Raw genomic sequence first — 24,575 nt, forward strand, 5'->3', positions numbered from 1 at the left:
TCGTTGTCACATCGTCTCTTTCGTCGGCTGCGGCTAGCGCAGGGTGACGCCTGCGTCGACCTTGAACTCGAGGCCGGTCACGTATCGCGATTCGTCCGACACCAAAAAGAGCACGGCATTGCTGATGTCGATCGCCTCGGCCATGACGATGGGCAGCGCGTTGAGGAAGATCGGCACCAAGTCGGGCCGCGATTCGCCGAGCAGGCCGTGCAGCGACTCGGGCGTCATTCCCGTCGGGACGCCAGTCGGGTGCACGGTGTTGACGCGTACGTTCTGCGCGGCAAGCTCATTGGCCAGTGCCCGGCTCAATCCGACGACGCCGTGTTTCGACGCGGTGTAGGGCAGATGCAGCGGCGTGCCCTTCAGACCGGCGGCGGAGCTGATCAGCACCAGGCTGCCGCCGCGGTCGACCAGATGCGGAAGCGCCGATGCGCAGGTGTTCCAGCTACCGATCAGGTTCACGTCGACGACGGTGCGCCATTGTTCGGGAGTCGTTGTGTCCCAGGTTCCGACGGTCAGCACGCCGGCGTTGGCGACCGCCGCGTCCAAGCCGCCGAGTTCGCTCACGGCGGCGTCGACGGCTTCGGTCAATGCCGCCGCGTCGCGCACGTCGACGACGCCGGTCACCGCCCGGCCGCCGCACTTCTCCACCAGGCGAGCGGTCTCTTCGAGGTCCTCGGCCGAGGCCAGCGGATATTCCACCTCCGGCAACGACTCGCAGATGTCGACCAGGATGAGATCGGCGCCTTCTTCGGCGAGCCTGACGGCGTGGCTGCGTCCCATGCCCCGCGCAGCGCCGGTGACCAGGACACGCTTGCCGAAGACCCGTCCCTCCCGGGAATCGTTGTCGCTCATAGCTTGTTGCAGAACCCTGCGTCGACGGGGAACGTCACCCCGGTGATGTATCTGGCTTCGTCGGAGACCAGATAGGCGATTGCGGCGCTGATGTCTTCGGGCTCGAGGAGTTCGACGGGCATGGGGTTCTGCAGGTGAGGGCCGTCGCCGGGATAGTTCTCCAGGAACTCCGTCATGGCCGGGTTGACGGCCATCATCGTGTTCACCGCTGTCGGGTGCACGGTATTGACCCGAATGTTGGCCGGCGCAAGCGCATTCGCGAGCGTGCGCATCAGCCCGACGATGCCGTGCTTGGAGGCCGCGTAACCGAGTCCGCCGCCCTGCATGCCGCCGAAGCCCTTCAGCCCAGCGGTCGAACTGGTGAAGACGATGGCGCCGCCGCGGTTGCCCGCCAACAGATGCGGGATCGCCGCCCACGCGGTGTGGTACGCGCCGTCGAGGTTGACTCCGATGGCCGCCCTCCACTGCGCAAGTTCTTCGTCGACGCTCTGCTCGTGAAACGCGACCGGTGCGATGCCCGCATTCGCCAGGACGATGTCGAGACGCCCGAACTGTTCGACGCCTGCATCCACAGCGGACTTCACCTGATGAAAGTCGCGGACGTCGGCCACCGATGCGGCGATCTTGCCGCCCGCCGCTTCGACGAGCGCCACGGTCTCGTCGAGGTCGTCACGACTGGCCATCGCGTAGTGATTGGCGGGGATGTCGTCGCAGATGTCGACGCCGATGACGCTCACGCCCTCCCTGGCGAGGCGGATCGCGTGGCTGCGTCCCTGACCTCGAGCGACACCGGTGATGAAGGCGACTCTGCCGTCAAGCGTGCCCACTGGCTCCTTCTTTCTCTCGACCGTCTGCGCGTCGGTAACTTGGTTACTCCGTCCGCACAGTAACATGGTTATCGTGCCGACAACAAAGGACCGTCCAGCCGTGAGAGCCGCGGAGTCGCCGGCTCGTCACGATGCCGATCACCTCCTCGAGATCGTCGTCGAGTTGCTCGACGAACACGGCGACGAGGCCGTTCAGCTCCGCGAGGTGGCCCGGCGGGCGCGAGTCTCGCTCACGACGATCTACAAGCGGTACGCCACCCGCGACGAGCTGATCGTCGCCGCGCTCGAGTGGTGGATGGAGACCAACCGATACGCGGGCTTGCCGACGCCCGCCAGCGATCCGAGCGGAACGGTGTACACCGAGCTGATGCAGGTGCTGCGCACCATTTTCGAGCCGTGGGAACAGCACCCGATGATGCTGCGGTCGTACTTCCGGGCGCGCACCGGGCCCGGTGGCGACAAGTTGATACAACGTGGCGTCGACGCTGTCGTGCCGGTGGTCAGATCCATTCTGAGCCGGGTCGATCCGGCGTACGCCAAGGACCTCGAAACGGTCCTCACGAGTGTGGTTTTCGGGTTTCTGGGACGCTTCGCCGCGGGCGAGATCGACGTGACGGACATCGTTCCCGGGATCGAGCGCGCGGTGTTCTGGCTGACGGCGGCTCACGAGAACCGGCCCCGATGACGGAACGGAAGCCCCGTTCCGTTTGGGCTACGACCGCTCCCGTGCCAGATCGGCGAGGTGCTTGAGCGAGTTCTCCAGGTGCTGCCGGTCGAACGGCGGGAAGCTGATGTGGTCGCGAACGGCGGGCGGCACCGCCGACCAGTCGTAGGTCAGGGTGACCTTCGTCCGGTCGCCACCGAGCGGCTCGAGATCGTAGCGCCAGATCCAGCCGCCGAAGTCGAGGTTGGCGTCGTCAGCGCCTTGGCCCGGCAACCACGCAATCGCGTGCGGCGGCTCGAAAACCTCGACCCGGTTGGCCATCTCGTAGTGCATGCCGCCGTAGTTGTCGTGGTACATCGCCATCCGGAAGATCTGGCCGACTGCCGTCAGTGGCTTGCCGTCGAGCGAGTCCCGCACCCAGCCGGTGCCGTCGATCGTCTGATGGGTGGTCGGGTCGGCCAGCACCGCGAACACGGTTTCGGCCGGCGCGTTGATGGTGCGCGCGGTGCTCATGGCGTCGTCAGTCATACCCGTACCGACCGAGGGCAGCTCAGAAACTCATCGAGACTGCGCGTAGATCGTCATTTCGCCCGAAAACCGCGATCTCACCGCAGGCTCGGCGCGGTTCGGCGGTTGAGGCGAATTGACGGTATCCCCGATCAGGCAATTGCCCTGGTGCTGCTAGCGGTGAGGCAGCCAGGAACCGTTGAGCATCATCCGCTTGACATGCAAATCTTTATCCAGCACAACGCAATTGGCGTCCATGCCGACACGTAGGCTGCCGACGCGATCGAGGTTCAACGCGCGAGCCGGGGTGGTCGCCGTCATCCGTGCCGCCTTGGCCAGCGCCTCATCCGAGCCGCCGAGTTGGCCGACCGCGGTCCGGAAAATCTGATCCATGGTCGCGGTGCTGCCCGCGATGGTCGACGTCCCCCGCACCCGAGCTATCCGTTCGGTGACCTCCACCTCGAGTGCGCCGATCCGAAATGGTCCGTCCGACAATCCGGCTGCCGCCATCGCGTCAGTGATCAGCGCGACGCGACCGAACCCGACCGTCTCGATGACCTGCCGAACCAGCGCGGGGTGGACGTGCACGCCGTCGGCAATGAGCTCCACGGTCACCCGCGGATCTTCCAGCAGCGCCAGCGCCGGACCCGGGTCGCGGTGGTGCAGCGGCCGCATCCCGTTGAACACATGAGTGCCGACCGTCGCCCCCAGTTCGATCGCACGCTTCGCGTCGTCGTAACTGGCATCTGTATGGCCGATGGCGACGATGACATCCGCGTCCGCAAGGCGGGCGATGGCGTCCTGACTGCCCGGCAGCTCCGGCGCCAGCGTGACCATCCGGATGGTGCCGTCGGCGGCGGCGAGCAGGGCGTCGATCTCGGCTGAGTCGGGCTTTCGCAAGAGCGTTGAGTCGTGTGCACCGCAGCGCGCGGCGCTCAGCCAGGGGCCCTCCAGGTGCACGCCGGCCACGGTCTTTTGTCGAGTCATCTCGGCGAGTACGCGGACTTGGCGCAGAAGATCGTCGGGTGATGCGGTGACGAGGCTGGCCACCGTCGTGGTGGTGCCGTGGCGCCGGTGGAACTCGGCTGCCTGTTCAATCTCTGAGCTGATGCCGTCGGTGTACGACGCGCCGCCGCCTCCGTGCACGTGCATGTCGACAAACCCCGGCACCACTATGTAATTCGCAAAGTCGTGGTCGGGCGGTCGCGGCGCGGGCCCAGGTCCGCACTCGACGATTCGACCGGCAGAGGTGGCCAACCAACCCGGCTTGCAGACCTGGTCATCCAGGACCATGGTCCCCGCGGCGACAAGCGTCACAGCGTCTCCGGTGACCTCATGCCGTGTTTCTGGATTTCGTCAGGCCAGCGCCCGCCGTTCTCCCAGAAGTGCCGAATCTCTTCGAGCTGACGGCCTTTGGTTTCCGGCGCGAATCGATAGACGAATACGAGCGCGGCCAGCGCGAAGGCGCCGAACACCGCGAATGTTCCGCCACCGCCGAGCGAATTGAGCATGGTGAGGAAGAAGGCGGCGATGATGGCATTGGCCACCAGATCGGAGGTGAGCATCGCACTCGAACCCATCGACCGGAGCCGGGTCGGGAAGCTCTCACCGGCGTAAACCCATACCAACGCGCCGAAGCCGAAGGTGAACCCGATGGTGAACAGCAGCACGCCGAGGAACCCGATCGTGGTGAGCGCACCGCCGAACTCAGTCCCGGCCACGAAGACGCCGATCAGCATGGCGTTGGCGACGATCATCATCGCGATGCCGCCCAAAAGGATCGGCCGTCGACCGACTCGATCGACCATCATCAGTGAGACGAACACCGCTGCCAAAGCCGCCACTTGTATCAGCGCTGGAAGTATCAGCAGCGCGAAGTCACCTTCGAAGCCCATGGCTTCGAACAGTCGGGGGCTGTAGTAGACGATCGCGTTGATGCCGGTGATTTGGATGAAGAAGCCGAGCACCACCACGAAAACCGTGGCGCGAAGGTAGGGCCGCCGCAGCATTTCGCGCACCGCGCCGCCGGTTTCTTCCTTGAGTGCGCGGCTGATTTCGGCGAGTTCGGCCTCGACGTCAGCGGTCGGCTCGACCCGGCGCAACGTTTGGCGGGCCTCCTCGACCCGGCCCTTGATCATGTACCACCGCGGGGTGTCCGGCATCCACAGCAGCACCAACGTCACTAGCACTGCAGGTATCGCCGCCAGGCCGAGCATCCAGCGCCAACTGCCCGAGCCGGCCAGGAAGTACGCCGCCAGGTAGCCGATGATGATGCCGACCACCGTGGCCACCTGATAGGCGACCAACAACGAGCCGCGGACCTTCGCCGGTGCTGATTCGGCGACGAAGACCGGCACGACCACCACCGACACACCGATGGTCAGGCCGAGCAGAAAGCGCGACACCAACAACATGGGCACCGACACCGACAACGCGCTCAGAAGCGCGAAGGCGGCGTAGGTGACAGCGACGAGCACCATCGACTTCTTGCGTCCGATGGCATTGGCGAGCATCCCGCCGCCGATCGCCCCGACGATCTGGCCGATGACTATCGCAGTGGTCACCAACTCCTGCTGCCGGGTGGTCAGTCCGAATTCATCGGTGATGAAAAGAAGCGCACCGGCGATGTTGGAAAGGTCGTAGCCGTAGATGACGCCGACACTTGCCGCCGCGACGGCCACCAGCGTTCCCAGGCGGGGGGCTCGCCGGATAGCGGTGTTGCCCACGTTGATCCTCTCGCCGGGGTTTGGATTGGTATATACCAATTCTGTCGCCGAGGTGGCCGGACCAGCTCTGCAGGCGCGCCGCCGTACATCGCGGCCACCCTCAGTCATGATTGCGGTGTTCGGCTGCGATTCCCGTCGAGAGTGAGCTGACTGCGAAAAACCGGCAGAAATTTCGCAGTGGCCGCACGTTCGGCGGCTGAGAGGAAAGGCCCCGGGTCAGACCGGCCGGAAACCGTACCGCAGTGAGCGCTCGCGGGACCGCCTGACAGAAGTGCCCCCGGCCATGACGACCGGGGGCGCTTCGTAGAGCTCACTCAGTGATGGTGGTGATGGCCATGGCCGTGGCCGTCGTCCTCCGGTTCCTCCGGCTTGTCGACGACCGCCGTTTCCGTCGTCAGCACCATGCGGGCCACCGACGCCGCGTTCAGCACCGCCGACCGCGTGACCTTGACCGGGTCGACGACACCGTCGGCCGCGAGATCACCGAACGCCAGCGTGGCCGCGTTGAAGCCCTGCCCGACGGGAAGTTCGGCGACCTTGTTCACCACGACCGCACCGTCGAACCCGGCGTTGGTGGCGATCCAGTACAGCGGTGCCGCGAGCGCGGCATCGAACACGTCGACGCCGAGGCGCTCGTCACCGGTCACGCTGTCGCGCAGCTTGTTCAGCGCCTCGCGCGCCTTGACCAGCGCCGCACCGCCGCCGGCGATGATGCCCTCCTCGACGGCCGCCTTGGCCGCCGCGACGGCGTCCTCGACGGCCTCCTTGCGCTTCTTCAGATCGGTTTCTGTGGCCGCACCGACCTGGATGACGGCGACGCCGCCCGCCAGTTTGGCCAACCGCTCCTCGAGCTTCTCGCGGTCCCAGTCGGAGTCGCTGGCTTCGATTTCGGCCCGCAGCTGCGCTTTACGCGCCTCGATGGCCTCCTTGGTGCCGCCACCGTCGACGATCGTGGTGCTGTCCTTGTCAACCACCACCCGCCGCGCGGTGCCCAGCACGTCGAGGCCGACCTCGCGCAGCACCAGACCGACGTCCGGGTTGACGACCTGACCGCCGGTGACGATGGCGAGGTCGTCGAGGAACGCCTTGCGGCGGTCGCCGAAGAACGGCGCCTTGACCGCGACGGCCTTCAGCGTCTTGCGGATCGCGTTGACCACCAGTGTCGAAAGTGCCTCGCCTTCAACGTCTTCGGCGACGATCAGGAGCGGCTTGCCCGCCTCGGCGACCTTCTCCAGCAGCGGCAGCAGGTCCGGCAGCGAGCTGATCTTCTCGCGGTGCAGCAGCACCAGCACGTCCTCGAGCACCGCCTCCTGGGCGTCGAAGTCGGTGACGAAGTACGCCGACAGGTAACCCTTGTCGAAGCCGATGCCGTCGGTGATCTGCAATTCGGTGTTCAGCGTCGACGATTCCTCGACTGAGACGACGCCGTCGGCGCCGACCTTGGTCATCGCCTCGCCGACCAGTTCGCCCACCTGCTCGTCACGCGAGGAGACGGTGGCGACCTGTGCGATGCCGTTCTTGTCCGACACCGGCGTCGCCGAGGCCAGCAGCGCCTCGGACACCGCATCGGCGGCCTTGGAGATCCCCGCACCGAGCGCGATCGGGTTGGCACCGGCCGCGACGTTGCGCAGGCCGCCCTTGACCAAGGACTGCGCCAGCACCGTCGCGGTGGTGGTGCCGTCGCCTGCAACGTCGTTGGTCTTGGTGGCGACCGACTTGACCAGCTGGGCGCCGAGGTTCTCGAACGGGTCTTCCAGCTCGATCTCACGGGCGATGGTCACGCCGTCGTTGGTGACGGTCGGCCCGCCCCAGGCCTTGGCCAGCACGACGTTCCTGCCGCGCGGCCCCAGAGTCACCCGCACCGCGTCGGCCAGCTTGTCTACGCCGGCCTCCATTGCGCGGCGCGCAGTCTCGTTGAACTCAATCTGCTTGCTCATCGCTGTCTTTCCTTAAGGTCCTTACGGGCTGCAATTCCCCATGGACGCATGCCGCCCCGGAAATCACCCGTGTAGACGGGGATTCCCGGGGCGGAACACGGGTGCTTACTTGTTGACGACGGCCAGCACGTCGCGAGCCGACAGGATCAGGTACTCCTCGCCGTTGTACTTGATCTCGGTGCCGCCGTACTTGCTGTAGATGACGGTGTCGCCCTCGGAGACGTCCAGCGGAATGCGCTTCTCGCCGTCCTCATCCCAGCGGCCGGGGCCAACTGCGACGACGGTGCCTTCCTGCGGCTTCTCCTTGGCGGTGTCGGGAATGACCAGACCGGAAGCGGTCGTGGTCTCGGCCTCGTTGGCCTGAACGAGGATCTTGTCCTCGAGTGGCTTGATGTTCACGCTCGCCACGATGGAGCCCTCCACTAGTTCGGGTGTCGATCCGGGGTCCCGGATCTCTCAGTTACCAGGTGTTTCGGCATGGCGCCCGTGCCCACGCACCGTCGTCGCGGGTGCCGGCGCAGGGATTGGCCGCCTGCCACCTAGCACTCTATACATGAGAGTGCTAGCACTCAAGGCCTGGCTACGCCACCTGGCCCTGCACCACCGGCAACCCGGGGTCGCTGGCCGCATCCAGCGGCGACGGCGACGCACCCGCAGCGATCAGGTGAGCGGCGAACGAAGCGATCATCGCGCCGTTGTCGGTGCACAACCTGGGCCGCGGGATACGCAGCGTCAGCCCGTTGGCGACGCACCGCTCCTGAGCCAGTTCCCGTAGCCGCGAGTTCGCCGCCACCCCGCCGGCGATCAACAGCGTCTTGACTCCCAGTTCGTTGCACGCGCGCACGGCCTTGAGCGTCAGCACGTCGGCAACCGCCTCCTGGAAGCCCGCGGCCACGTCGGCCTGCGACGCATCCGGGTGGCTCTCGACGTAGCGCGCCACACTGGTCTTGAGTCCGGAGAAGCTGAACGCATACGGGTCGTCGCGTGGGCCGGTCATTCCGCGAGGGAACACGATCGCGTCGCGATCCCCCTCTCGCGCAAGGTCGTCGAGCACCTTGCCGCCGGGATAGCCGAGGCCGAGCAGTCGCGCGACCTTGTCGTAGGCCTCGCCTGCGGCGTCGTCGACGGTGCTGCCCAGTTCGATGATCGGCTCGCCCAGCGACCGCACGTGCAACAGGTTGGTATGCCCACCCGACACCAGCAGGCCGACGCTCTCGGGCAGCGGGCCGTGGTCGTACACGTCGGCGGCCAGGTGCCCGCCCAGGTGGTTGACGGCGTAGAACGGCACCTGCCACGCCGCCGAATACGCTTTGGCCGCAGCCACTCCCACGAGTAGCGCACCCGCCAGGCCGGGACCGATCGTCGCCGCGACGATGTCCGGTTTGGCCAATCCGGCTGCCTGCAGCGCGCGTCGCATCGTGGGGCCCAACGCCTCCAGGTGCGCACGGGACGCGATCTCCGGGACCACTCCGCCGAACCGTGCGTGTTCGTCGACGCTCGATGCGACCTCGTCGGCGAGCAGCGTCACCGATCCGTCAGGACCCAATTCGGCGATCCCGACGCCGGTTTCGTCACACGAGCTCTCGATGGCCAGGATGATCATGTCGAATCGCGCCTCATCGTATAGGCGTCCGCGCCGCTGGCGCGATAGTAGCGCTTGCGTATCCCCACGTTGACGAAGCCGACGCTCTCGTAGAGCTTGATCGCCGCTTCGTTGTCCGTGCGGACCTCGAGAAATACCGCGCCGCCTGCCGCGTGCTCGAGCAGTTCGGCGAGCATCCGGCGGCCGATACCCTGCCCCTGATAGGCGGGGTCGACGCCGATTGTGTGAATCTCGTACTCGTATGGCTTCTTTCGGCCCAGCCGCGCGATTCCGGCGTATCCGACGAGCTTGTCCCCATCGCGCGCGGCGACGTAGCGGATGTGCTTGGCGGCGAGTTCGGCGAGGAATGCACGCGTGGGCCACGGGTCGTCACCGTCGAACAGCTGCGCCTCCAATTCGGCGCACCGAGTGGCGTCGGACGGCTCGAGCGGGCCGTACTCGATGTTCATCGGCGGGCGACCGACGGTTTGGCGTCGGGGCGACGCAGATACAGCGGCATCAGGGGCGCCGGCTCGGACGTCCAGTCCGCCACCGCACGCACGAGCCCCGCGACGGTCGGGTAGACGGGCGGTCGGGCGAGCGCCTCCGCGGCCCCGGGCACGTCCGCCGGTGCGTTCACCGCCGGCCCGTCGACACGGACCCCGTCGCGGTAGCGCGCCCAGTACACCTCGCGGCGGCGCGCGTCGGTCACCACAAGAACCTCCGAGCCGTCGCCTCTGCTTTCTATGCCGATCGCGTCGAGGCTGCACACGCCACGCACCGGTATGGCGAGGGCGTGCCCGAAGGCGGCGGCGCTGGCCATCCCGACGCGCAGGCCGGTGAACGGCCCGGGCCCGCAGCCGACGACGACGGCGCCGAGGTCGGCGACGGTCACCTGGGCGTCGGCGAGCGCGGCGACCACGTTGGGCGTGAGCTGTTCGGCGTGTGCCCTGGCGTCGACGGTGACCCGCTCGGCCAGCACCTCGAGCCCATCGAGGCGGACGACACCCGCGGTGACCGCCGGCGTCGCAGTGTCGATGGCCAGGATGAGCGTCACGGGCTGCTCCACTTCCAGATCGCCGTGCGGACCTCGGTGTCGCGAGCCCGTTCCAGCCGGATGTCGAGATGGCTGTCGGAGAGCCGTTCGGCCAGTCCCTCACCCCATTCCACGACGACCACGGCGTCGTCGAGATCCGTGTCCAGATCCAGCGAGTCGAGTTCGGCGAGCAGATCTACCGAACCGTGGTCCAGGAGCCGGTACAGGTCGACGTGGATCATTGCCGGCGCGGCCGGGCGGCGGGCACGGTGCACCCGCGCCAGTACGAACGTCGGCGAGATCACCGGTCCCTCCACCTCCATCGCCTGCGCGATGCCCTTGGCCAACACCGTTTTCCCTGCACCCAGCGGTCCGGACAACACGACGACGTCGCCCGCGCGCAGTTGCTGCCCGAGTTGCACACCGAGCGCGACGGTGTCTTCGGCGGTGGGAAGTTCTGCTGTGCCCGAGGCGCGTTCAGCCATGGTTGCGGACCTTCTCGCGTACCCGGCGGGTGAGCGCGACGAGCTTGGACGGTGTCGAGCGTTCGACGAGCCGCACGAGTGCATCGTTGATGGCCTCGGGCTGCTCGAGCTGGACGAGATGGCCTGCGCCGCCGACGATCACCAACTGGGCTTTCGGCAGCGCGGCGGCCATGGCCTGCGAGTACTCCATCGGTGTGAGCAGGTCGCGGTCCCCGCACGCGATCAGTGTCGGTACCTTGCGCAGCGTCGCCAAACCCTCGCTCTCGTCGTGCACTTCGAGGGCGTGCAGGAACTCGACGAGGGTCGCGATCGGGGTGCCGTGCATCATCCGTTCCGAGAAGGCAACGACGCTCGGGCTGATCTCCTCGTCACCGTAGGACGCGGCCCGCAGAACCGGGGCGATCACCGACTTCGCGGCGCCGCGTGTTCGGTGCACCGCCTTCGGCGCGTAGCGCACCGCGAATCGGGCCGCCTCCAGCGCCGGGTTCTTCAGGATCTCGCCGAGTGGGGACCGCGAAACACCTTCGGCGGCAGAGGCGATGAGCGCGGCACCGACAACACGGGTCGGATAGCGGTGCGGGAACTGCCGCGCGTGCGACAGTACGGTCATCCCTCCCATCGAGTGACCCACCAGCACCACCGGACCGCGCGGTGCCACCACCGCCAACACAGCTTCCAGGTCCTGACCGAGCTGTGACACCGTGTACGTTTCGGGCGGCGCCTCGTCCGACTGCCCGTGACCACGCTGGTCGTAGAACACCATCCGGACCTGGGCGCCCCACTGCTCGGTCAACCTGACGCGCTGAAAGTAGAAGGCGCCCATCCGCAGACAGAATCCGTGCGCGAACAGCACGGTCAACGGGGCGTCTTCGGGGCCGACCTCGCGGACGGCCAGCGATACCCCGTCCGCGGTGGTGACGACGGAACTGCGGTCGGCGTCGAGAAGCTCGAAATCCTCGTCGCGGTACTGGTCGTCGGCGGTGACGCGGCGCCGCAGCGAACGGGCGACCGACATTCCGGCGGCGCTGCCGACCGCGGTCAGGCCAGCTGCGCCCGCGAGCCAGCGCGTGTTCGAGTTGCGGCCGCGGGGCCGGGGGAAATCGAGTTCACTCAACGTGTTTCGCCCGTCGACCCGGTGTAGGTCCGCACGAAACGACCGCGCGGGCTGGTCACCACTTCGTAGTTGATGGTGCCGAGCAGATCGGCCCAGTCCTGAGCGGTCGATTCACCCCGGGTGCCCGGCCCGAACAGGATCGCGTCGTCACCTTCGACGACGTCGCCATCGGGTCCGAGGTCGACGACGAACTGATCCATGCAGATTCGCCCGACACCGCGGCGGAGCCGGCCGTTGATCAGCACGTCGATGCGGTTGCTCAAATTACGGAAGACACCGTCGGCATATCCGACGGGCAACAGCGCCACCGTGGTGTCGCGGTCGGCGACCCAGGTGTGCCCGTAGGACACACCATCTCCGGCACGCAGCGACCGCACCAGCGCGACCGGACATTTCAGCGTCATCGCCGGGCGCAGCCCCATGTCGCCGCGTTCGGGTATCGGTGTCTGTCCGTACACCGCGATGCCGGTGCGCACCAGATCGAAGGCCAGGTCGGGCCGCGTCATCGCCGCCGGGCTGTTGCTCAGATGCACGATCTCGAAATGCACGCCCTGTTCGGCCGCATAGCTTCGCATCTCGACGAGTCGTTGCGCCTGTTGGCTATTGAGCGGATCGTCCGGATTGTCGCCGTGCACGAGGTGAGACATCAGTCCGCGGACCCTGAGTGCGCCGTCGGCCTGGGCGCGCTTCACGGCGGCGATCATCGCCGGATAGTCGGCCTGACCGACGCCGTTACGGCTGAGCCCGGTGTCGGCTTTGACCGTGACCGACGCGCTGCGTCCGGTCCGGCTGACCGCGTCGAGCAGTTCGCCGAGCTGGCGCACCGACGACACGGCGATCTGCACGTCGGCGGCCACCGCGGGCGCGAAGTCGGTGCCGGGCGGATGCAGCCAGGCGAGCACCGGGGCGGTGATGCCGTCACGCCGCAGTGCCAATGCCTCGGCGACCGTCGCCACCCCGAGTTCGGCGGCGCCTGCGGCCAGGGCCGCCCGGCCGACCTGCGTGGCGCCGTGGCCGTAGCCGTCGGCTTTGACGACGACCAGCACCTGCGCCGTGCCCGCGCGTTCGCGCAGCAGCCGCACGTTCTGGGCGATCGCATCGAGGTCGACCACCGCCTGCGGGGCCGCGGTCGCGGTCGAATATGCCTGCAAGGTATCCATCTGGCCCAATTGTCCCAGACCGCCGACCCGGGCCGTCGACACATGAACTTGTGTTCGATTTTTCGCGCACAAGTCGACGTTCGACGCGCATTTTCAGTGCGCGAACGGCTGCTCGCGGTCGAAGTGGCCCTGCGGCTTGAGCTCGTCGAGGTGCGCCAGCACCGTGGCAAGATCGTCGTACAGCGCCCGGGCCAGGTCTGCGGACAAACCCTCCCGCACCACGATGCGCAGCATCGTGACGTCGGCGGCGCCTTCCGGCATCGTGTAGGCGGGCACCTGCCAGCCGTAGGAGCGCAACGCCTGGGACACGTCGAACTCGGTGTATCCGAAGTCGCCGGCCAGTTTGAAGCTGACCACCGGAATCGCCGACCCGTCGGCGACGACCTCGAAGTGCTTGCTATCGCGCAATTGGTCGCCCAACCACCGTGCAGTCTGCGAAAGGCACTGCATCACTTGTGAATACCCGCCCCGACCGAGACGCAGGAAGTTGTAGTACTGGCCGACCACCTGATTGCCGGGCCGCGAGAAGTTCAATGTGAAGGTCGGCATGTCGCCGCCGAGGTAGTTGACATGGAAGACCAGGCCCTCGGGCAGGCAGTCCGAATTGCGCCACACCACGAACCCGATGCCCGGATAGGTCAGGCCGTACTTGTGGCCGCTGACGTTGATCGAGACCACCCGCGGCAGCCGGAAGTCCCATTCCAGGTCGGGATGCAAAAAGGGCACCACGAAACCGCCGCTGGCCGCGTCCACGTGGACCGGAACATCCAGTCCGCCGCCCGCTGCGAGGTCGTCGAGCGCGGAGCAGATCTCGGCTATCGGCTCGAGTTCACCGGTGTACGTGGTGCCCAGGATGGCCACCACCCCGATGGTGTCCTCGTCGATGTTCTCCAGCACCTGCTCGGGGGTGATGACGTAACGGTCCTCCGCCATTGGCAGATACCGCGGTTCGACGTCGAAGTAGCGACAGAACTTCTCCCAGACCACTTGAACGTTGGACCCCATCACCAAGTTCGGCGTGCGGCCCTTCCAGTCTTTTCCGACGCGTTCGCGCCAGCGCCACTTCATCGCGAGGCCGGCCAGCATCACCGCTTCGCTGGAACCGATCGTCGACACCCCGACCGCGCTCGACGGGTCGTCGTCGCGCAGGCCCTCGGCGTGGAAGAGGTCGGCCACCATGCACACGCAGCGCTGCTCGATCGCCGCGGTCGCCGGGTATTCGTCCTTGTCGATCATGTTCTTGTCGAACGTCTCGGCCATCAGCTTTTCGGCCTGCGGGTCCATCCATGTCGTGACGAATGTCGCCAGGTTGAGCCGGGAACTGCCATCGAGCATGAGCTCGTCGTGGATGAAGCGGTATGCGGCATCGGGATCCATCGCATCGTCGGGCAGCCGCAGTGACGGCACGGGCGCCATCGCCAGCCGTCCGGTGTAGGCGGGGGCGACCTGCGGCGCGTGACTGCGCGTGGGCGACATGGCGTTCCTCTCGTTACAAACTGGCTAGGGCACTTCGGACGTGCGCGAGAATCCGCGAAGCAGAAGTCGGGGCGGGATGCGGTCCCGGATCGGAAGCGGCCAGATTTGCGGCGCGGGCGTGGACGAATGCCGCGGCGGCGGCGGCCTCGCCGGCGGGCAGACCCGCGGCCAGTAGCGCGCCGATGACGCCCGTCAGCACGTCGCCGGATCCGGCTGTGGCGGCCCATGATTGGCCTGCGGGGTTGAGGTAGACCGGCCCGCCCGGCTCGGCGATGACGGTCACGTTCCCCTTCAGCAGCACGGTCACGCCGAGCCGGTCGGCCAGCTTGCGGGTGGCTCCGACGCGGTCGTCGCCGGGAGCCGAACCGGCCAGTCGCGCGAACTCACCGGCGTGCGGCGTAAGCACCGTGGGCGCCGCGCGACCGTCGACGAGATCAGGATGCGCAGCCAGGATCGTCAGGCCGTCGGCGTCGACGACCACCGGCAGGCCGCTGTCCAAGGCGAACCACAGCGCCGCCGCGCCCGTGTCATCGGTACCCAGACCGGGCCCGACCGCCCACGCCTGCACGCGACCCGAAGCGCCCGCACTCGGCGCGGCAATCACCTCCGGCCACTGCGAAAGAACCTGCTGGCCAGCGCTTCCCGCGTATCGCACCATGCCCGACGTCGCCGCGACCGCCGCGCCGGTGCACAGGACCGCGGCGCCCGGGTAGGTGGCGGACCCCGCGAGGACGCCGGTGACTCCCTGGGTGTACTTGTCGTCCTTCGGCCCCGGCACCGGCCAACGGGCGGCCACATCGGCGGCGTCGAACGACATCATGTCCGACAACGGAAGATCGAGCCCGATGTCGACCAACTCGACGCGGCCGCAATCGCCCAGTGCGTGAACGGGTTTGAGGCCACCGAACGTCACGGTCAACGCGGCCCGCACATGCGGCCCGTCGGCGAACCCCGTCTGCACATCCACGCCGCTGGGTATGTCGACGGCGACCACGGGAATGGCGGCTTCCTCGACGGCGGTGAACACCTGGGCCGCGTTCGGCCGCAGTGGCCCGGTGCCGGAGATACCGACCACGCCGTCGATCACCAGGTCTGTCTCTGCGGGGACCTTTTCGACGATCCGTCCGCGCGCGCCGGTGAACGCCGCGAGCGCCGTGCCGTGTGTGCGGTCGGGGTTGAGCAGGATTGCGTCGGCCGCGGCGCCGCGACGCCGCAGGAACGTCGCCGCCCACAGCGCGTCGCCGCCGTTGTCGCCGGAACCGACCACCGCGCATACGCGGCGACCCGAAATCCCGCCGGTGCGCAACGTCAGTTCGCGGGCGATCGCGACGGCGAGACCGTAGGCGGCGCGGCGCATCAGGGCACCGTCGGGCAGGGACGCCAGGAGCGGCGCTTCAGCCTCGCGGACCTGGTCCGCGGTGTAATAGTGCCGCATCGCCGCCTACGTTAGTGCGCGAGGCGCCCTATCGTCAGGCATTCGCGCCGAGCGATGGAGGCGCCGGCCGACCGCCGAAACTGAACTCATCGTCGAAATTCCGACAGATTCGCGCGCATATGTTCAGTTTCGGCGGTCGGCCTGCTTCCAGAAATCCGCTGCCCGTTCGGCGATCTCGACCGCGTACTCGCCGTTGATCGCGTGCGAGGCGTCGCGCCACAGTTCGACCTGCCCGCGTGCCAGCAGGCTTCGCGCCCGCTCCGCCGCCCGCTCCGCGTCGTGCATCACGCTGCGGCCGCCGATCAAAGCCAGCACCGGGATGTCCAGCGAGCGCAACTGCTCATCGGTGGTCATCGTGGGCATCGCCTTGCGCACTGTGTAATCGCTTGAGCCGGCCGAGATCAGTGCCGCCTCGCTGGCCGCTTCGTCGATGTCCGCGCCCCCGGAGATCCAGCTGAGCACCCGCTTGCGCACGCCCGCGGGAACGCCGGGAAGGAACAACGCGGGCGACGCCAGCACGGCCTTGATGGCGATCGGGGCGAATGTGAACACCGGATCGAGCAGCACCAGTGAGGCGGCTCGGCCCGGGCGTCGGACGGCGTAGTTGGTCGCCGTCCATCCGCCGATCGACACTCCCATCAGGTGCACCCGGGAGAGCCCCAGGCCCGCAAGTGTTTCGTCCAGCCACTGCGCCTCATCGTTTGGGCCGGCGATCGGCTTCCTCTGCACGGACAGTCCCGCCTCGCCGAGCAGGTCGACGCCGAAGACGGGCCGGTGCTGCAGCAGGTGGACAATGTTGCCCCGCCACATCGGGGTGGACGCATTGCGCCCGGGTAGCAACATGACCGGCGTCCGCTCCGCAGGCTCGCCGAACCGATACACCCGCACGGTGCCGAACGAGGTTGACACATCCTGTGATTCGCTGACGGTCGGCAGCCCGGTCATCGCCGCCCGGTAGACGTCGAGGAAGTGGGCGCGAGCCTGGTCGCTCTTGAAGTCTCCGACCCGGCTCGGCACTACTCGACGGTGACCGACTTGGCCAGGTTGCGCGGCTTGTCGACGTCGTAACCGCGGGCCTGGGCAACGCCGGCGGCGAACACCTGCAGCGGAATCGTCGAGAGCAGCGGCTGGAAAAGCGTTGAGACGGCGGGAATCTCGATCAGATGATCGGCGTACGGGCGGACGGTGTCGTCGCCCTCCTCGGCGATGACGATGGTGATGGCCCCGCGGGCCTGGATCTCGCGGATGTTCGACAGCAGCTTGGCGTGCAACATCGGCGAGTTCTTCGGGGACGGCATCACGACGATGACGGGGAGGTCGTCTTCGATCAACGCGATCGGACCGTGTTTGAGTTCGCCCGCCGCGAAGCCCTCGGCGTGCATGTACGCCAGTTCTTTGAGTTTGAGGGCGCCTTCGAGCGCTACCGGGTAGCCGACATGCCTGCCGAGGAACAGCACGGTCTGCGACTGCGCGAAGCGGTGCGCCAACGCCTTGACCGGTTCGACGGTCTCCAGGACGCGGGCGACGAGGTCGGGCATGGCCTCCAGTTCGCGGTATTCGCGCTCCACCTCGTCGGGGTACTTGGTGCCGCGCGCCTGCGCCAGCGCAAGCCCGACAAGATAGTTCGCCGCGACCTGAGCCAGGAAGGTCTTCGTCGACGCCACCCCGATCTCCGGTCCGGCGCGGGTGTAGAGCACCGCATCGCACTCGCGTGGGATCTGGCTGCCGTTGGTGTTGCAGATCGCCAGCACCTTGGCCTTCTGCTCCTTGGCGTGCCGGACCGCTTCCAGAGTATCGGCGGTCTCACCGGACTGCGAGATCGCGACAACGAGCGTGTGTTGGTCCAAAACCGGGTCGCGGTAACGGAATTCGCTGGCAAGCTCGGCTTCGACCGGCAGCCGGGTCCAGTGCTCGATCGCGTACTTGGCCAGCAGCCCGGAATGGTAGGCGGTGCCGCAGGCGACCACGAACACCTTGTCGATCTCGCGCAGTTCCTGATCCGACAGGCGCTGCTCGTCGAGCACGATGCGGTTGCCGGCGAAATGGCCGAGCAGCGTGTCGGAGACCGCCGCGGGCTGCTCGGCGATCTCCTTGAGCATGAAGTACTCGTAACCGCCCTTTTCGGCCGCCGACATGTCCCAGTCGATATGGAAAGGGCGAGCACGCGCGGACGCATCATTGCCGTCGAAGTCGGTGATGCGGTAACCGTCTGCGGTGACGACGACCGCCTGATCCTGGCCGAGTTCCACCGCGTCGCGGGTGTGTTCGATGAACGCGGCGACATCCGAACCGACGAACATCTCGCCATCCCCGACGCCGACGACCAGCGGGGTGGAACGGCGCGCCGCGACGATCATGCCCGGATCGTCGGCGTTGGCGAACACCAGCGTGAAGTGGCCCTCCAACCGGCGCAGCACCGCGAGGACGGACGCGGGGAAGTCGCCCGCGGTGTTGCCGTGGCGGAACTGCCACGAGACAAGGTGCACCGCGACCTCGGTGTCGGTGTCGCTGGCGAACTCCACCCCGGCGTGCTCGAGTTCGGTCCGCAGTGCGGCGTAGTTCTCGATGATGCCGTTGTGGACGACCGCGATCTTGCCTGCGGCGTCACGATGCGGGTGCGCGTTGCGGTCGGTGGGCCTGCCGTGGGTGGCCCAGCGGGTGTGCCCGAGGCCGGTGCTGCCCGTCAGTCCGGCGGCGCCGGTTTCGGTGAGCGCCGTTTCGAGGTTGGCCAGCCGCCCGGCCCGGCGGCGGACCGTGAGCCCGCCGTGGCCGTCGAGCAGTGCGATACCCGAGGAGTCGTATCCGCGATACTCCATCCGGCGCAGCGCGTCGACGACGATCTCGCAGGCAGGACGCTGCCCGACGTAGCCGACGATTCCGCACATAGGCATTCAGGGTAGTGCAAGAGCCGGCTGAAACCCGGTCGGCTACGGTCGTTCTGTGGCCAGCACGAAGAAGCTCTTCAAGGCCCTGACCCGCCGCGGCCCGCACCGCGTTTTGCGCGGTGACCTGGCATTCGCCGGGCTTCCCGGTGTCGTCTTCACCCCCGAAGCCGGGCTGAACCTGCCCGGAGTCGCGTTCGGCCACGACTGGCTTGCGACAGCGGACCGCTACCACGGCACCCTGGAGCACCTGGCGTCCTGGGGCATCGTCGCGGCGGCGCCTGCGACGGAAACGAGCCTGGCTCCTTCCGCGCTCAATCTGGCCTATGACCTGGGCACGACGCTCGACATCATTTCCGGTGTCCGACTGGGTCGCGGCGACATCAGCGTGCACCCGACCAGGCTCGGCGTGCTCGGGCACGGGTTCGGCGGCTCGGCTGCGGTGTTCACCGCGGCCGGGATGCCCGTCAAACCGAAATCCGTGGTTGCGATCTTCCCCACAGTCACCGCGCCACCCGCCGAGGAGCCTGCGGCGACGCTGCAGGTCCCGGGGCTGGTGCTGAGCGGGCCGGGCGACCCGATGACGCTGCGGTCCAATGCGGTGGAACTGGCGCGGGCGTGGAAGACCGCGACGCTGCGCACCGTGAACAAAGCCAAGCCCGGCGGCCTCATCGAGGGCCGCCGATTGGCCCGGGTCGTCGGACTGCCGGGTGCCGACCGCAGCACCCAGAAGGTGGTCCGGGCCCTGATCACCGGTTATCTGCTGCACACCCTGACCGGCGACAAGGCGTACCGCGACTTCGCCGACCCCGAAGCGGCGCTGCCGAAGGCGCCGCCGGTCGACCCGTTCGCCGACGATCCAGTGGATCTGGAGAACAAGGTCGTCGCCTTGCTGAAGCCCTGAGGTGACCAACCAACCGGTTGGGTATATAACTCGATGATGCGCACCGGAATCTTCCTCAACTACACCGACGGTTTCCTGCAGGCGGTGGATCAGGTCGTCGAGCTCGAGAAGGTGGGCGTGGACCTCGCGCTGGTGGCCGAGGCGTACTCCTACGACGCGATCAGCCAGCTCGGCTTTCTGGCGGCGAAGACATCAAGCATGGAACTGGGCACCGGCGTCGTGCCGATCTACATCCGCACGCCGACGTTGTTGGCGATGTCGGCCGCGGGGCTCGATTACGTCTCCGGCGGCCGCTTCCGGCTCGGCATCGGGACGTCGGGCCCGCAGGTGATGGAAGGTTTCCACGGCGTGCCGTTCGACGCGCCGCTGGGGCGCACCCGCGAAGTGGTCGAGATCTGTCGGCAGGTGTGGCGTCGCGAGCGTGTGCAGTTCGAGGGCAAGCATTATCAGATCCCGTTGCCCGCCGAACGGGGCACCGGCCTGGGCAAGCCCTTGCAGTTGATCAATCACCCTGTCCGCGAACGCATTCCGATCACAATCGCGGCTCTGGGACCCAAGAACGTCGAACTCACCGCCGAGATCGCCGAGGGTTGGCAACCGGTCTTCTTCTATCCCGAGCGAGCCGACGACGTGTGGGGTGAGGCGCTGCGGACCGGGTTCGCCAAACGCGATTCCTCGCTGGGTCCGCTCGACGTGATGGTCAGCGCACCCTTGGCGATCGGCGACGATGTCGATGACCGGTTTTCCTGGGTGAAGCCGCAGTTGGCCCTCTACATCGGAGGGATGGGTGCGCGCGGCCGCAACTTCTATCACAACCTGGCGACCCGCTACGGCTACGGCGAGGTGGCCGATGTGATCCAGGATCTCTACCTGTCGGGCAAGAAGGCTGAAGCGATCGCCGCGGTGCCCGACGACTTGGTGCGCAACGTGTCGCTGGTCGGACCGCGCGGTTTCGTCAAGGAGCGCATCGCCGCGTTCGCCGAAGCGGGCGCGACGACGCTTCTGTTGCAACCGCTTTCCGTCGACCGAGACGAAACCGTCGGATTCGTCGAGGAATTGCGCAGCCTGCTGCCGTAGCTGATTTCCCGGAAGTGCCGACTCCCCTGTACAGTGTGCGCAGCGGCATCTTCTGTTCTGCCTTTTGCCGCTTCTCGATCGTCATACCGAGCGCCGCGGGCCATCCGCGCCGGGCAGGACGACCACTCTAATCTCTCGGAGCTTTTACTTGTCTGTCGAAATCGCCAGTGGCACAAGCGTGCCCACCTTCGCCGACCTCGGTCTCCCGCAGGCCGTCGTCGCCACTCTTTCCGCGAACGGCATCGCGTCGCCCTTCCCGATTCAGGCGGCGACGTTGCCTGATTCGTTGGCCGGCCGTGACGTGCTCGGTCGCGGTCGCACCGGATCGGGGAAGACCTATGCGTTCCTGTTGCCGGTAGTGACGAGGCTCACTGCGAGCCCGGCCAAACGCGTTTCCGGTCGCCCGCGCGCGCTCATCCTCGCGCCCACCCGCGAACTGGCCGCCCAGATCAGCGCATCACTCGCGCCGCTGGCAGCGGCCACCAATCTGCGGTCGGTGACGATCATCGGTGGCGTCGGACCCGGCCCCCAGATTCAAGCGCTGCGACAGGGTGTCGACATCGTGATCGCCTGCCCGGGCCGGCTGGAAGACCATGTCAAGTCAGGCCATGCCGACTTGTCGGCGGTCGAGATCACCGTGCTCGACGAGGCGGACCACATGGCCGACCTCGGTTTCCTGCCACCGGTGAAACGACTGTTGGACAAGACTCCGCGCACGGGGCAGCGGATGCTGTTCTCGGCGACGCTCGATGGTGGTGTCGACGTTCTCGTGAAGCGGTATCTGACCGATCCCGTTGTGCACAGCGTTGATTCGGAGCAGTCCCCGGTCGCTGCCATGGAGCATCACGTATTGCATGTCGACAAGGCGGCACGCGTCAATGTGCTGGCCGACCTGGCCGCGTCACCGGGTCGGACCATCGTGTTCGCGCGAACGAAGCACGGTGCGAAGAACCTTGCCCGCCAGTTGAACTCACGCGGAGTCCCGGCGGTGGAGTTACACGGCAATCTGTCACAGAATGCGCGGACCCGAAACCTCACCGCCTTCTCCGACGGCACGGCCACCGTGCTGGTGGCCACGGACATCGCCGCACGCGGGATCCACGTCGACGACGTGGGGCTTGTCGTGCACGCGGACCCACCCGTCGAGCACAAGGCGTATCTGCACCGGTCGGGTCGAACGGCGCGCGCCGGTGCCGACGGCACCGTGGTGACGCTGATGCTCGATGAGCAGGTGTCGGATGTGCGGCAGCTGACCCGCAAGGCCGGGGTGAAGCCGACGATCACCCGCTTCAGCGGTTCCTCACACCCGGTACTGCACGAAATCGCACCGGGGGAACGGACTTTCGGCAGCCCGATCGTCGCCAGCCGGCCCGAGCCCGCGAGGCCACACCAGCCTGCGACGGGCAGAGGACACCAGCCCCGTCGGCGCCGGCCGGCACGGTCGAGGCGGCCGGCGAACGCCTGACAAAGGTCCGGCCTGGCCATGTTGGTTTCAGGCTCGCCGGCGGTCGGGTGTCCACCCGGCCGAGCGGGCGCCGACACTGATGACGACAGCGTTCGGGCAGTCGTCGTCATCCAGTCGGCGCAGAGCCCGGCGTACTCCGACATTTCGGCCCTTTTGCGAGGTGTGTCCTCCCAACACCACAAGAATCGGCTGCGAAAATAGAGCCATGAGGAGTCCAAAATGAGTGCTCTCTCATGAACGTTGTCTGCCAACTCACCTGCCAACGCGAACCGTCCGGAGGTTCCCGCCAAACACCCGCTTAAGCCGCACACCTGTGGGTATCCAGGTTTCACTCGCGAAGGAGATGCAGCTATGAACTCTGATACTTATGGGCTGCTACCCAACACCGGAATTTGTGCGCGTCCCCCGCGGCCGCTGGCCTACCGTCGGACAACCACGGGAGCAGGGCTCGCGATGCTCCTGAGCCGCGGGCACCGACGGACTGATCGCGGCATGGTTCATTGCTGGTGTGAGCACTGCGGCACAACCCATCGCGATCGATTGGTGACGGCCGAGTGCTTCCGACTGCTCGTCAACGGTCCCGACTGGCCGGAGTAGGCGCCCGAACCTGCCCGCTGTCCGGCTCGGGCGCAGAACGTCACTCCCCCACTTGGGGTAGTTCATCGGCGGCGATCTCACACGGCGTCCCAGAATCCGATCCGCCGGACGGTGGATCGGAAGGCGGATCCGGCGTGACCTCCAAAGGTTCCGGCGTGACCTCCAAAGGTTCCGGCGTGACCTCCAAAGGTTCCGGCGGCAGGGGTTCAGGCGGCGGCGTCGCAGCCGGCACCGGCTCCGGCGGACAACCGGGCGCGGCGGCTGGGTCGATGGCCTCCCCCGCCGCGTCGATTTCGCCTGTGGCCTCGGCCTCGTCGGGCACTTCCTCTGTTTTCTCAGCCTCAGTGGCCTCTGACTCCTCGATGTCCGGTTTCTCGCCATCATCGGGTCCGTCGATATCCGTCTCCTCGACGTCCATCGGCTCGTCAACCTCCAGGGGATCGCCGAGCGCGCCATCGCCGAACAATCCGCCTAGCATGTCGCCGAGCTGCTGGCCGAAACTCGCTATGCCACTGCCGAAGTCGGGCACTCCCCCGCCCAGCGATGGTGGCGGCGGAGCGGCCGCCGGCTGCGCCATTGCGGCATCGGTCAGTGGCGCGGCCGGAAGCGGCGCCGGCTGGTGTGGCACGGCGGCCGCCGGCATCGGCGCCGCAACAGGCGCGGCAGCGGGCGCCGGTGCGGCGGCCGCGGGTGCCCCCCATGCCGCCGGTACGACGGGGGCCGACGCCTCGGGCATACCGCCCGAAACGGGTGCTGCGGTAACGATTCCCGCGGGTGCCGTCGTTGCGACGCCGTCATTCACCGGCGACGGCGTCCATGCCGGTCCGATTTCGCCCGGCACATCGAACGTCGCTTCGGCCTCCGAGGCGAGTTCGGCCTGCACCGCCTGGTAAGCCGCCTCCACCGCGTCGACGGCTGCCCGCATCGCCGCGAGCCACTGGCCGCCGATGACGTTGTCCACGAACGGCTTCACTTCTTGGTCCACGAGCTCGCTGGCGACCGCCCGGTCCCCGGCGCCCGTGGTGACGGTCTGCGACGCCGCCAGCCAGTCGGCGCGCCGCGCGTGCGCGCCGTCACCGACGGCCAGCACGGCCGCGACCTTGCAGTCCACGGCCCGCCAGAGCCGGTCGCGCAGATCGGCATAGGCCTGCGCCGCGGTGCGCACGGCCGCGGCCGCGAGGGCAGACGCTTCACTGTGGCGGCGCAGGAACTCCCGAGACGAGTTCGCACCAGCGCCCTGCCAGGCCGTCATGAGCCTGCCCAGCTGGTCCTCCTGGCGGGCGAGCGCGTCGCCAACCGCCGTTTCCGCCGCCCGCAGTGCAACGCAATCGGTGTCAAGCGCGGTCAAATCCATACCTTCTTCGTTGGCATACCGGTCACGCACCTGCGCTGGGTGCGCTGTCAGATCCGGATGCTGGTAGCCGAGAGCCTGGCACGCCCGCACGTACTGCTCGATATCGGCGACACCTGGCATCCCGTCCGCCAACCGCGCGGCAACGTCGAATGTTTCGGCCATCCTCAGCCCACCCTGCGTGCGGCGCGCTCATCGGCTTCGGCGTATCGGTCGGCGGAAACCCGCAGCGCTGCGGCGATCTCCGCCGCCGCCCGCGACCATCGGCGCAGTTGGTCCACGACTTCCTCGACCGCCGACCGCACCGCGTCACCATGCGCGACATACGACCGGCCCGCGCTAGCGCCGTCAAACACCAAGTCGCTCAAATGCGTCCGCACAGCCCCGTCGACGAGGTCGACGACAACCTCATACTGATCCGCGATGCTCAACAGCGCGGCGACGTCGACGCGGGACGCGTCCCTTGCTCCCATGTAAAGGTTGGACGCGCAGGGA

Annotated in this window: 23 protein-coding genes; 4 read left to right on the plus strand and 19 right to left on the minus strand. The window is 67.4% G+C overall.

The genetic code is table 11. The annotated features are described in order from the left end of the window. Nucleotides 1-33: 33 nt before the first annotated feature. On the minus strand, nucleotides 34-855 hold the full coding sequence (locus tag AU188_RS19145) for a mycofactocin-coupled SDR family oxidoreductase (protein ID WP_059165087.1): 822 nt from the start codon (nucleotides 853-855) through the stop codon (nucleotides 34-36). Then, complete coding sequence (locus AU188_RS19150; RefSeq protein WP_059165088.1) at nucleotides 852-1,682, minus strand: mycofactocin-coupled SDR family oxidoreductase; 831 nt, start codon at nucleotides 1,680-1,682, stop codon at nucleotides 852-854. The genes AU188_RS19145 and AU188_RS19150 overlap by 4 nt, the downstream gene beginning before the upstream one ends. Nucleotides 1,683-1,782: 100 nt before the next feature. On the opposite strand from AU188_RS19150, the gene AU188_RS19155 reads away from it, so the two are divergent. Beyond that, nucleotides 1,783-2,367, plus strand: a complete 585-nt coding sequence (locus tag AU188_RS19155; protein WP_059165089.1) for a TetR/AcrR family transcriptional regulator — start codon at nucleotides 1,783-1,785, stop codon at nucleotides 2,365-2,367. Nucleotides 2,368-2,394: 27 nt separating this feature from the next. Here AU188_RS19155 and AU188_RS19160 read toward each other — a convergent pair whose 3' ends face one another. The 15 genes from AU188_RS19160 to glmS all read right to left on the minus strand — a co-directional run bounded on the left by AU188_RS19160 (nucleotide 2,395) and on the right by glmS (nucleotide 18,689). Then, complete coding sequence (locus tag AU188_RS19160) at nucleotides 2,395-2,874, minus strand: SRPBCC family protein (RefSeq protein ID WP_059165090.1); 480 nt, start codon at nucleotides 2,872-2,874, stop codon at nucleotides 2,395-2,397. A gap of 153 nt (nucleotides 2,875-3,027) precedes the next feature. Then, complete coding sequence (gene nagA, locus AU188_RS19165; RefSeq protein ID WP_059165091.1) at nucleotides 3,028-4,170, minus strand: N-acetylglucosamine-6-phosphate deacetylase; 1,143 nt, start codon at nucleotides 4,168-4,170, stop codon at nucleotides 3,028-3,030. Continuing rightward, a complete protein-coding gene (locus tag AU188_RS19170) occupies nucleotides 4,167-5,579 on the minus strand; it encodes a sugar porter family MFS transporter (RefSeq protein WP_286137566.1) in 1,413 nt (470 codons plus the stop codon). Before AU188_RS19170 ends, nagA begins: the two co-directional genes overlap by 4 nt. A 314-nt stretch (nucleotides 5,580-5,893) precedes the next feature. Then, a complete protein-coding gene (gene groL, locus AU188_RS19175) occupies nucleotides 5,894-7,516 on the minus strand; it encodes a chaperonin GroEL (protein ID WP_059165092.1) in 1,623 nt (540 codons plus the stop codon). 105 nt (nucleotides 7,517-7,621) lie between these two features. Beyond that, on the minus strand, nucleotides 7,622-7,924 hold the full coding sequence (gene groES / locus AU188_RS19180) for a co-chaperone GroES (RefSeq protein ID WP_046754122.1): 303 nt from the start codon (nucleotides 7,922-7,924) through the stop codon (nucleotides 7,622-7,624). 172 nt (nucleotides 7,925-8,096) lie between these two features. Continuing rightward, the gene (gene tsaD, locus AU188_RS19185; protein WP_059165093.1) at nucleotides 8,097-9,119 is read right to left on the minus strand and encodes a tRNA (adenosine(37)-N6)-threonylcarbamoyltransferase complex transferase subunit TsaD; all 1,023 of its coding nucleotides are present in this window, start codon (nucleotides 9,117-9,119) and stop codon (nucleotides 8,097-8,099) included. Next, nucleotides 9,116-9,568, minus strand: coding sequence for a ribosomal protein S18-alanine N-acetyltransferase (gene rimI / locus AU188_RS19190; RefSeq protein ID WP_059165094.1), 453 nt, complete (start codon nucleotides 9,566-9,568; stop codon nucleotides 9,116-9,118). Before rimI ends, tsaD begins: the two co-directional genes overlap by 4 nt. Further along, nucleotides 9,565-10,167: a tRNA (adenosine(37)-N6)-threonylcarbamoyltransferase complex dimerization subunit type 1 TsaB gene (gene tsaB / locus AU188_RS19195; protein ID WP_059165095.1), complete on the minus strand. Its 603-nt coding sequence runs from the start codon at nucleotides 10,165-10,167 to the stop codon at nucleotides 9,565-9,567. The genes rimI and tsaB overlap by 4 nt, the downstream gene beginning before the upstream one ends. Further along, on the minus strand, nucleotides 10,152-10,619 hold the full coding sequence (gene tsaE, locus AU188_RS19200) for a tRNA (adenosine(37)-N6)-threonylcarbamoyltransferase complex ATPase subunit type 1 TsaE (RefSeq protein WP_059165096.1): 468 nt from the start codon (nucleotides 10,617-10,619) through the stop codon (nucleotides 10,152-10,154). The genes tsaB and tsaE overlap by 16 nt, the downstream gene beginning before the upstream one ends. Further along, a complete protein-coding gene (locus tag AU188_RS19205; RefSeq protein ID WP_082686716.1) occupies nucleotides 10,612-11,634 on the minus strand; it encodes an alpha/beta fold hydrolase in 1,023 nt (340 codons plus the stop codon). The genes tsaE and AU188_RS19205 overlap by 8 nt, the downstream gene beginning before the upstream one ends. Nucleotides 11,635-11,729: 95 nt before the next feature. After that, entirely contained in the window at nucleotides 11,730-12,893 is a 1,164-nt protein-coding gene (alr, locus tag AU188_RS19210; RefSeq protein WP_059165264.1) for an alanine racemase, read from the minus strand. Between the two features lie 93 nt (nucleotides 12,894-12,986). After that, nucleotides 12,987-14,369 (minus strand): glutamate decarboxylase, encoded by a 1,383-nt coding sequence (gad, locus tag AU188_RS19215; RefSeq protein ID WP_059165098.1) that lies wholly within the window; start codon nucleotides 14,367-14,369, stop codon nucleotides 12,987-12,989. A 13-nt stretch (nucleotides 14,370-14,382) separates the two neighbouring features. Further along, nucleotides 14,383-15,804 (minus strand): bifunctional ADP-dependent NAD(P)H-hydrate dehydratase/NAD(P)H-hydrate epimerase, encoded by a 1,422-nt coding sequence (locus tag AU188_RS19220; RefSeq protein WP_059165099.1) that lies wholly within the window; start codon nucleotides 15,802-15,804, stop codon nucleotides 14,383-14,385. A gap of 123 nt (nucleotides 15,805-15,927) precedes the next feature. Continuing rightward, nucleotides 15,928-16,821 (minus strand): alpha/beta fold hydrolase, encoded by an 894-nt coding sequence (locus AU188_RS19225; RefSeq protein WP_059165100.1) that lies wholly within the window; start codon nucleotides 16,819-16,821, stop codon nucleotides 15,928-15,930. Beyond that, nucleotides 16,821-18,689: a glutamine--fructose-6-phosphate transaminase (isomerizing) gene (glmS, locus tag AU188_RS19230; RefSeq protein WP_059165101.1), complete on the minus strand. Its 1,869-nt coding sequence runs from the start codon at nucleotides 18,687-18,689 to the stop codon at nucleotides 16,821-16,823. Before glmS ends, AU188_RS19225 begins: the two co-directional genes overlap by 1 nt. Nucleotides 18,690-18,744: 55 nt before the next feature. Here glmS and AU188_RS19235 point away from each other — a divergent pair, with 55 nt between their 5' ends. The 3 genes from AU188_RS19235 to AU188_RS19245 all read left to right on the plus strand — a co-directional run bounded on the left by AU188_RS19235 (nucleotide 18,745) and on the right by AU188_RS19245 (nucleotide 22,132). Beyond that, complete coding sequence (locus AU188_RS19235) at nucleotides 18,745-19,590, plus strand: dienelactone hydrolase family protein (RefSeq protein WP_059165102.1); 846 nt, start codon at nucleotides 18,745-18,747, stop codon at nucleotides 19,588-19,590. A gap of 36 nt (nucleotides 19,591-19,626) precedes the next feature. Beyond that, on the plus strand, nucleotides 19,627-20,667 hold the full coding sequence (locus AU188_RS19240) for an LLM class F420-dependent oxidoreductase (protein WP_059165265.1): 1,041 nt from the start codon (nucleotides 19,627-19,629) through the stop codon (nucleotides 20,665-20,667). Between the two features lie 178 nt (nucleotides 20,668-20,845). Then, nucleotides 20,846-22,132, plus strand: coding sequence for a DEAD/DEAH box helicase (locus tag AU188_RS19245; RefSeq protein ID WP_059165103.1), 1,287 nt, complete (start codon nucleotides 20,846-20,848; stop codon nucleotides 22,130-22,132). Between the two features lie 637 nt (nucleotides 22,133-22,769). Here the strand turns inward: AU188_RS19245 and AU188_RS19250 are convergent. Together AU188_RS19250 and AU188_RS19255 are read right to left on the minus strand one after the other, a co-directional pair. Next, on the minus strand, nucleotides 22,770-24,245 hold the full coding sequence (locus AU188_RS19250; protein WP_059165104.1) for a hypothetical protein: 1,476 nt from the start codon (nucleotides 24,243-24,245) through the stop codon (nucleotides 22,770-22,772). Between the two features lie 2 nt (nucleotides 24,246-24,247). After that, nucleotides 24,248-24,553 (minus strand): type VII secretion target, encoded by a 306-nt coding sequence (locus tag AU188_RS19255; RefSeq protein WP_059165105.1) that lies wholly within the window; start codon nucleotides 24,551-24,553, stop codon nucleotides 24,248-24,250. Nucleotides 24,554-24,575 lie beyond the last annotated feature (22 nt).

It is taken from the genome of Mycobacterium sp. IS-3022, from assembly GCF_001500065.1.
Taxonomy (GTDB): domain Bacteria; phylum Actinomycetota; class Actinomycetes; order Mycobacteriales; family Mycobacteriaceae; genus Mycobacterium.

What these genes read in the sequence shown, in the direction of transcription:
- AU188_RS19145 (WP_059165087.1), bottom strand. Translation starts at nt 855, where the DNA reads ATGAGCGACAACGATTCCCGGGAGGGACGGGTCTTCGGCAAGCGTGTC.
- AU188_RS19160 (WP_059165090.1), bottom strand. Translation starts at nt 2,874, where the DNA reads ATGACTGACGACGCCATGAGCACCGCGCGCACCATCAACGCGCCGGCC.
- groL (WP_059165092.1), bottom strand. Translation starts at nt 7,516, where the DNA reads ATGAGCAAGCAGATTGAGTTCAACGAGACTGCGCGCCGCGCAATGGAG.
- tsaD (WP_059165093.1), bottom strand. Translation starts at nt 9,119, where the DNA reads ATGATCATCCTGGCCATCGAGAGCTCGTGTGACGAAACCGGCGTCGGG.
- rimI (WP_059165094.1), bottom strand. Translation starts at nt 9,568, where the DNA reads ATGAACATCGAGTACGGCCCGCTCGAGCCGTCCGACGCCACTCGGTGC.
- tsaE (WP_059165096.1), bottom strand. Translation starts at nt 10,619, where the DNA reads ATGGCTGAACGCGCCTCGGGCACAGCAGAACTTCCCACCGCCGAAGAC.
- AU188_RS19205 (WP_082686716.1), bottom strand. Translation starts at nt 11,634, where the DNA reads ATGTCGGTCGCCCGTTCGCTGCGGCGCCGCGTCACCGCCGACGACCAG.
- alr (WP_059165264.1), bottom strand. Translation starts at nt 12,893, where the DNA reads ATGGATACCTTGCAGGCATATTCGACCGCGACCGCGGCCCCGCAGGCG.
- gad (WP_059165098.1), bottom strand. Translation starts at nt 14,369, where the DNA reads ATGTCGCCCACGCGCAGTCACGCGCCGCAGGTCGCCCCCGCCTACACC.
- AU188_RS19220 (WP_059165099.1), bottom strand. Translation starts at nt 15,804, where the DNA reads ATGCGGCACTATTACACCGCGGACCAGGTCCGCGAGGCTGAAGCGCCG.
- glmS (WP_059165101.1), bottom strand. Translation starts at nt 18,689, where the DNA reads ATGTGCGGAATCGTCGGCTACGTCGGGCAGCGTCCTGCCTGCGAGATC.
- AU188_RS19240 (WP_059165265.1), top strand. Translation starts at nt 19,627, where the DNA reads ATGCGCACCGGAATCTTCCTCAACTACACCGACGGTTTCCTGCAGGCG.
- AU188_RS19250 (WP_059165104.1), bottom strand. Translation starts at nt 24,245, where the DNA reads ATGGCCGAAACATTCGACGTTGCCGCGCGGTTGGCGGACGGGATGCCA.
- AU188_RS19255 (WP_059165105.1), bottom strand. Translation starts at nt 24,553, where the DNA reads ATGGGAGCAAGGGACGCGTCCCGCGTCGACGTCGCCGCGCTGTTGAGC.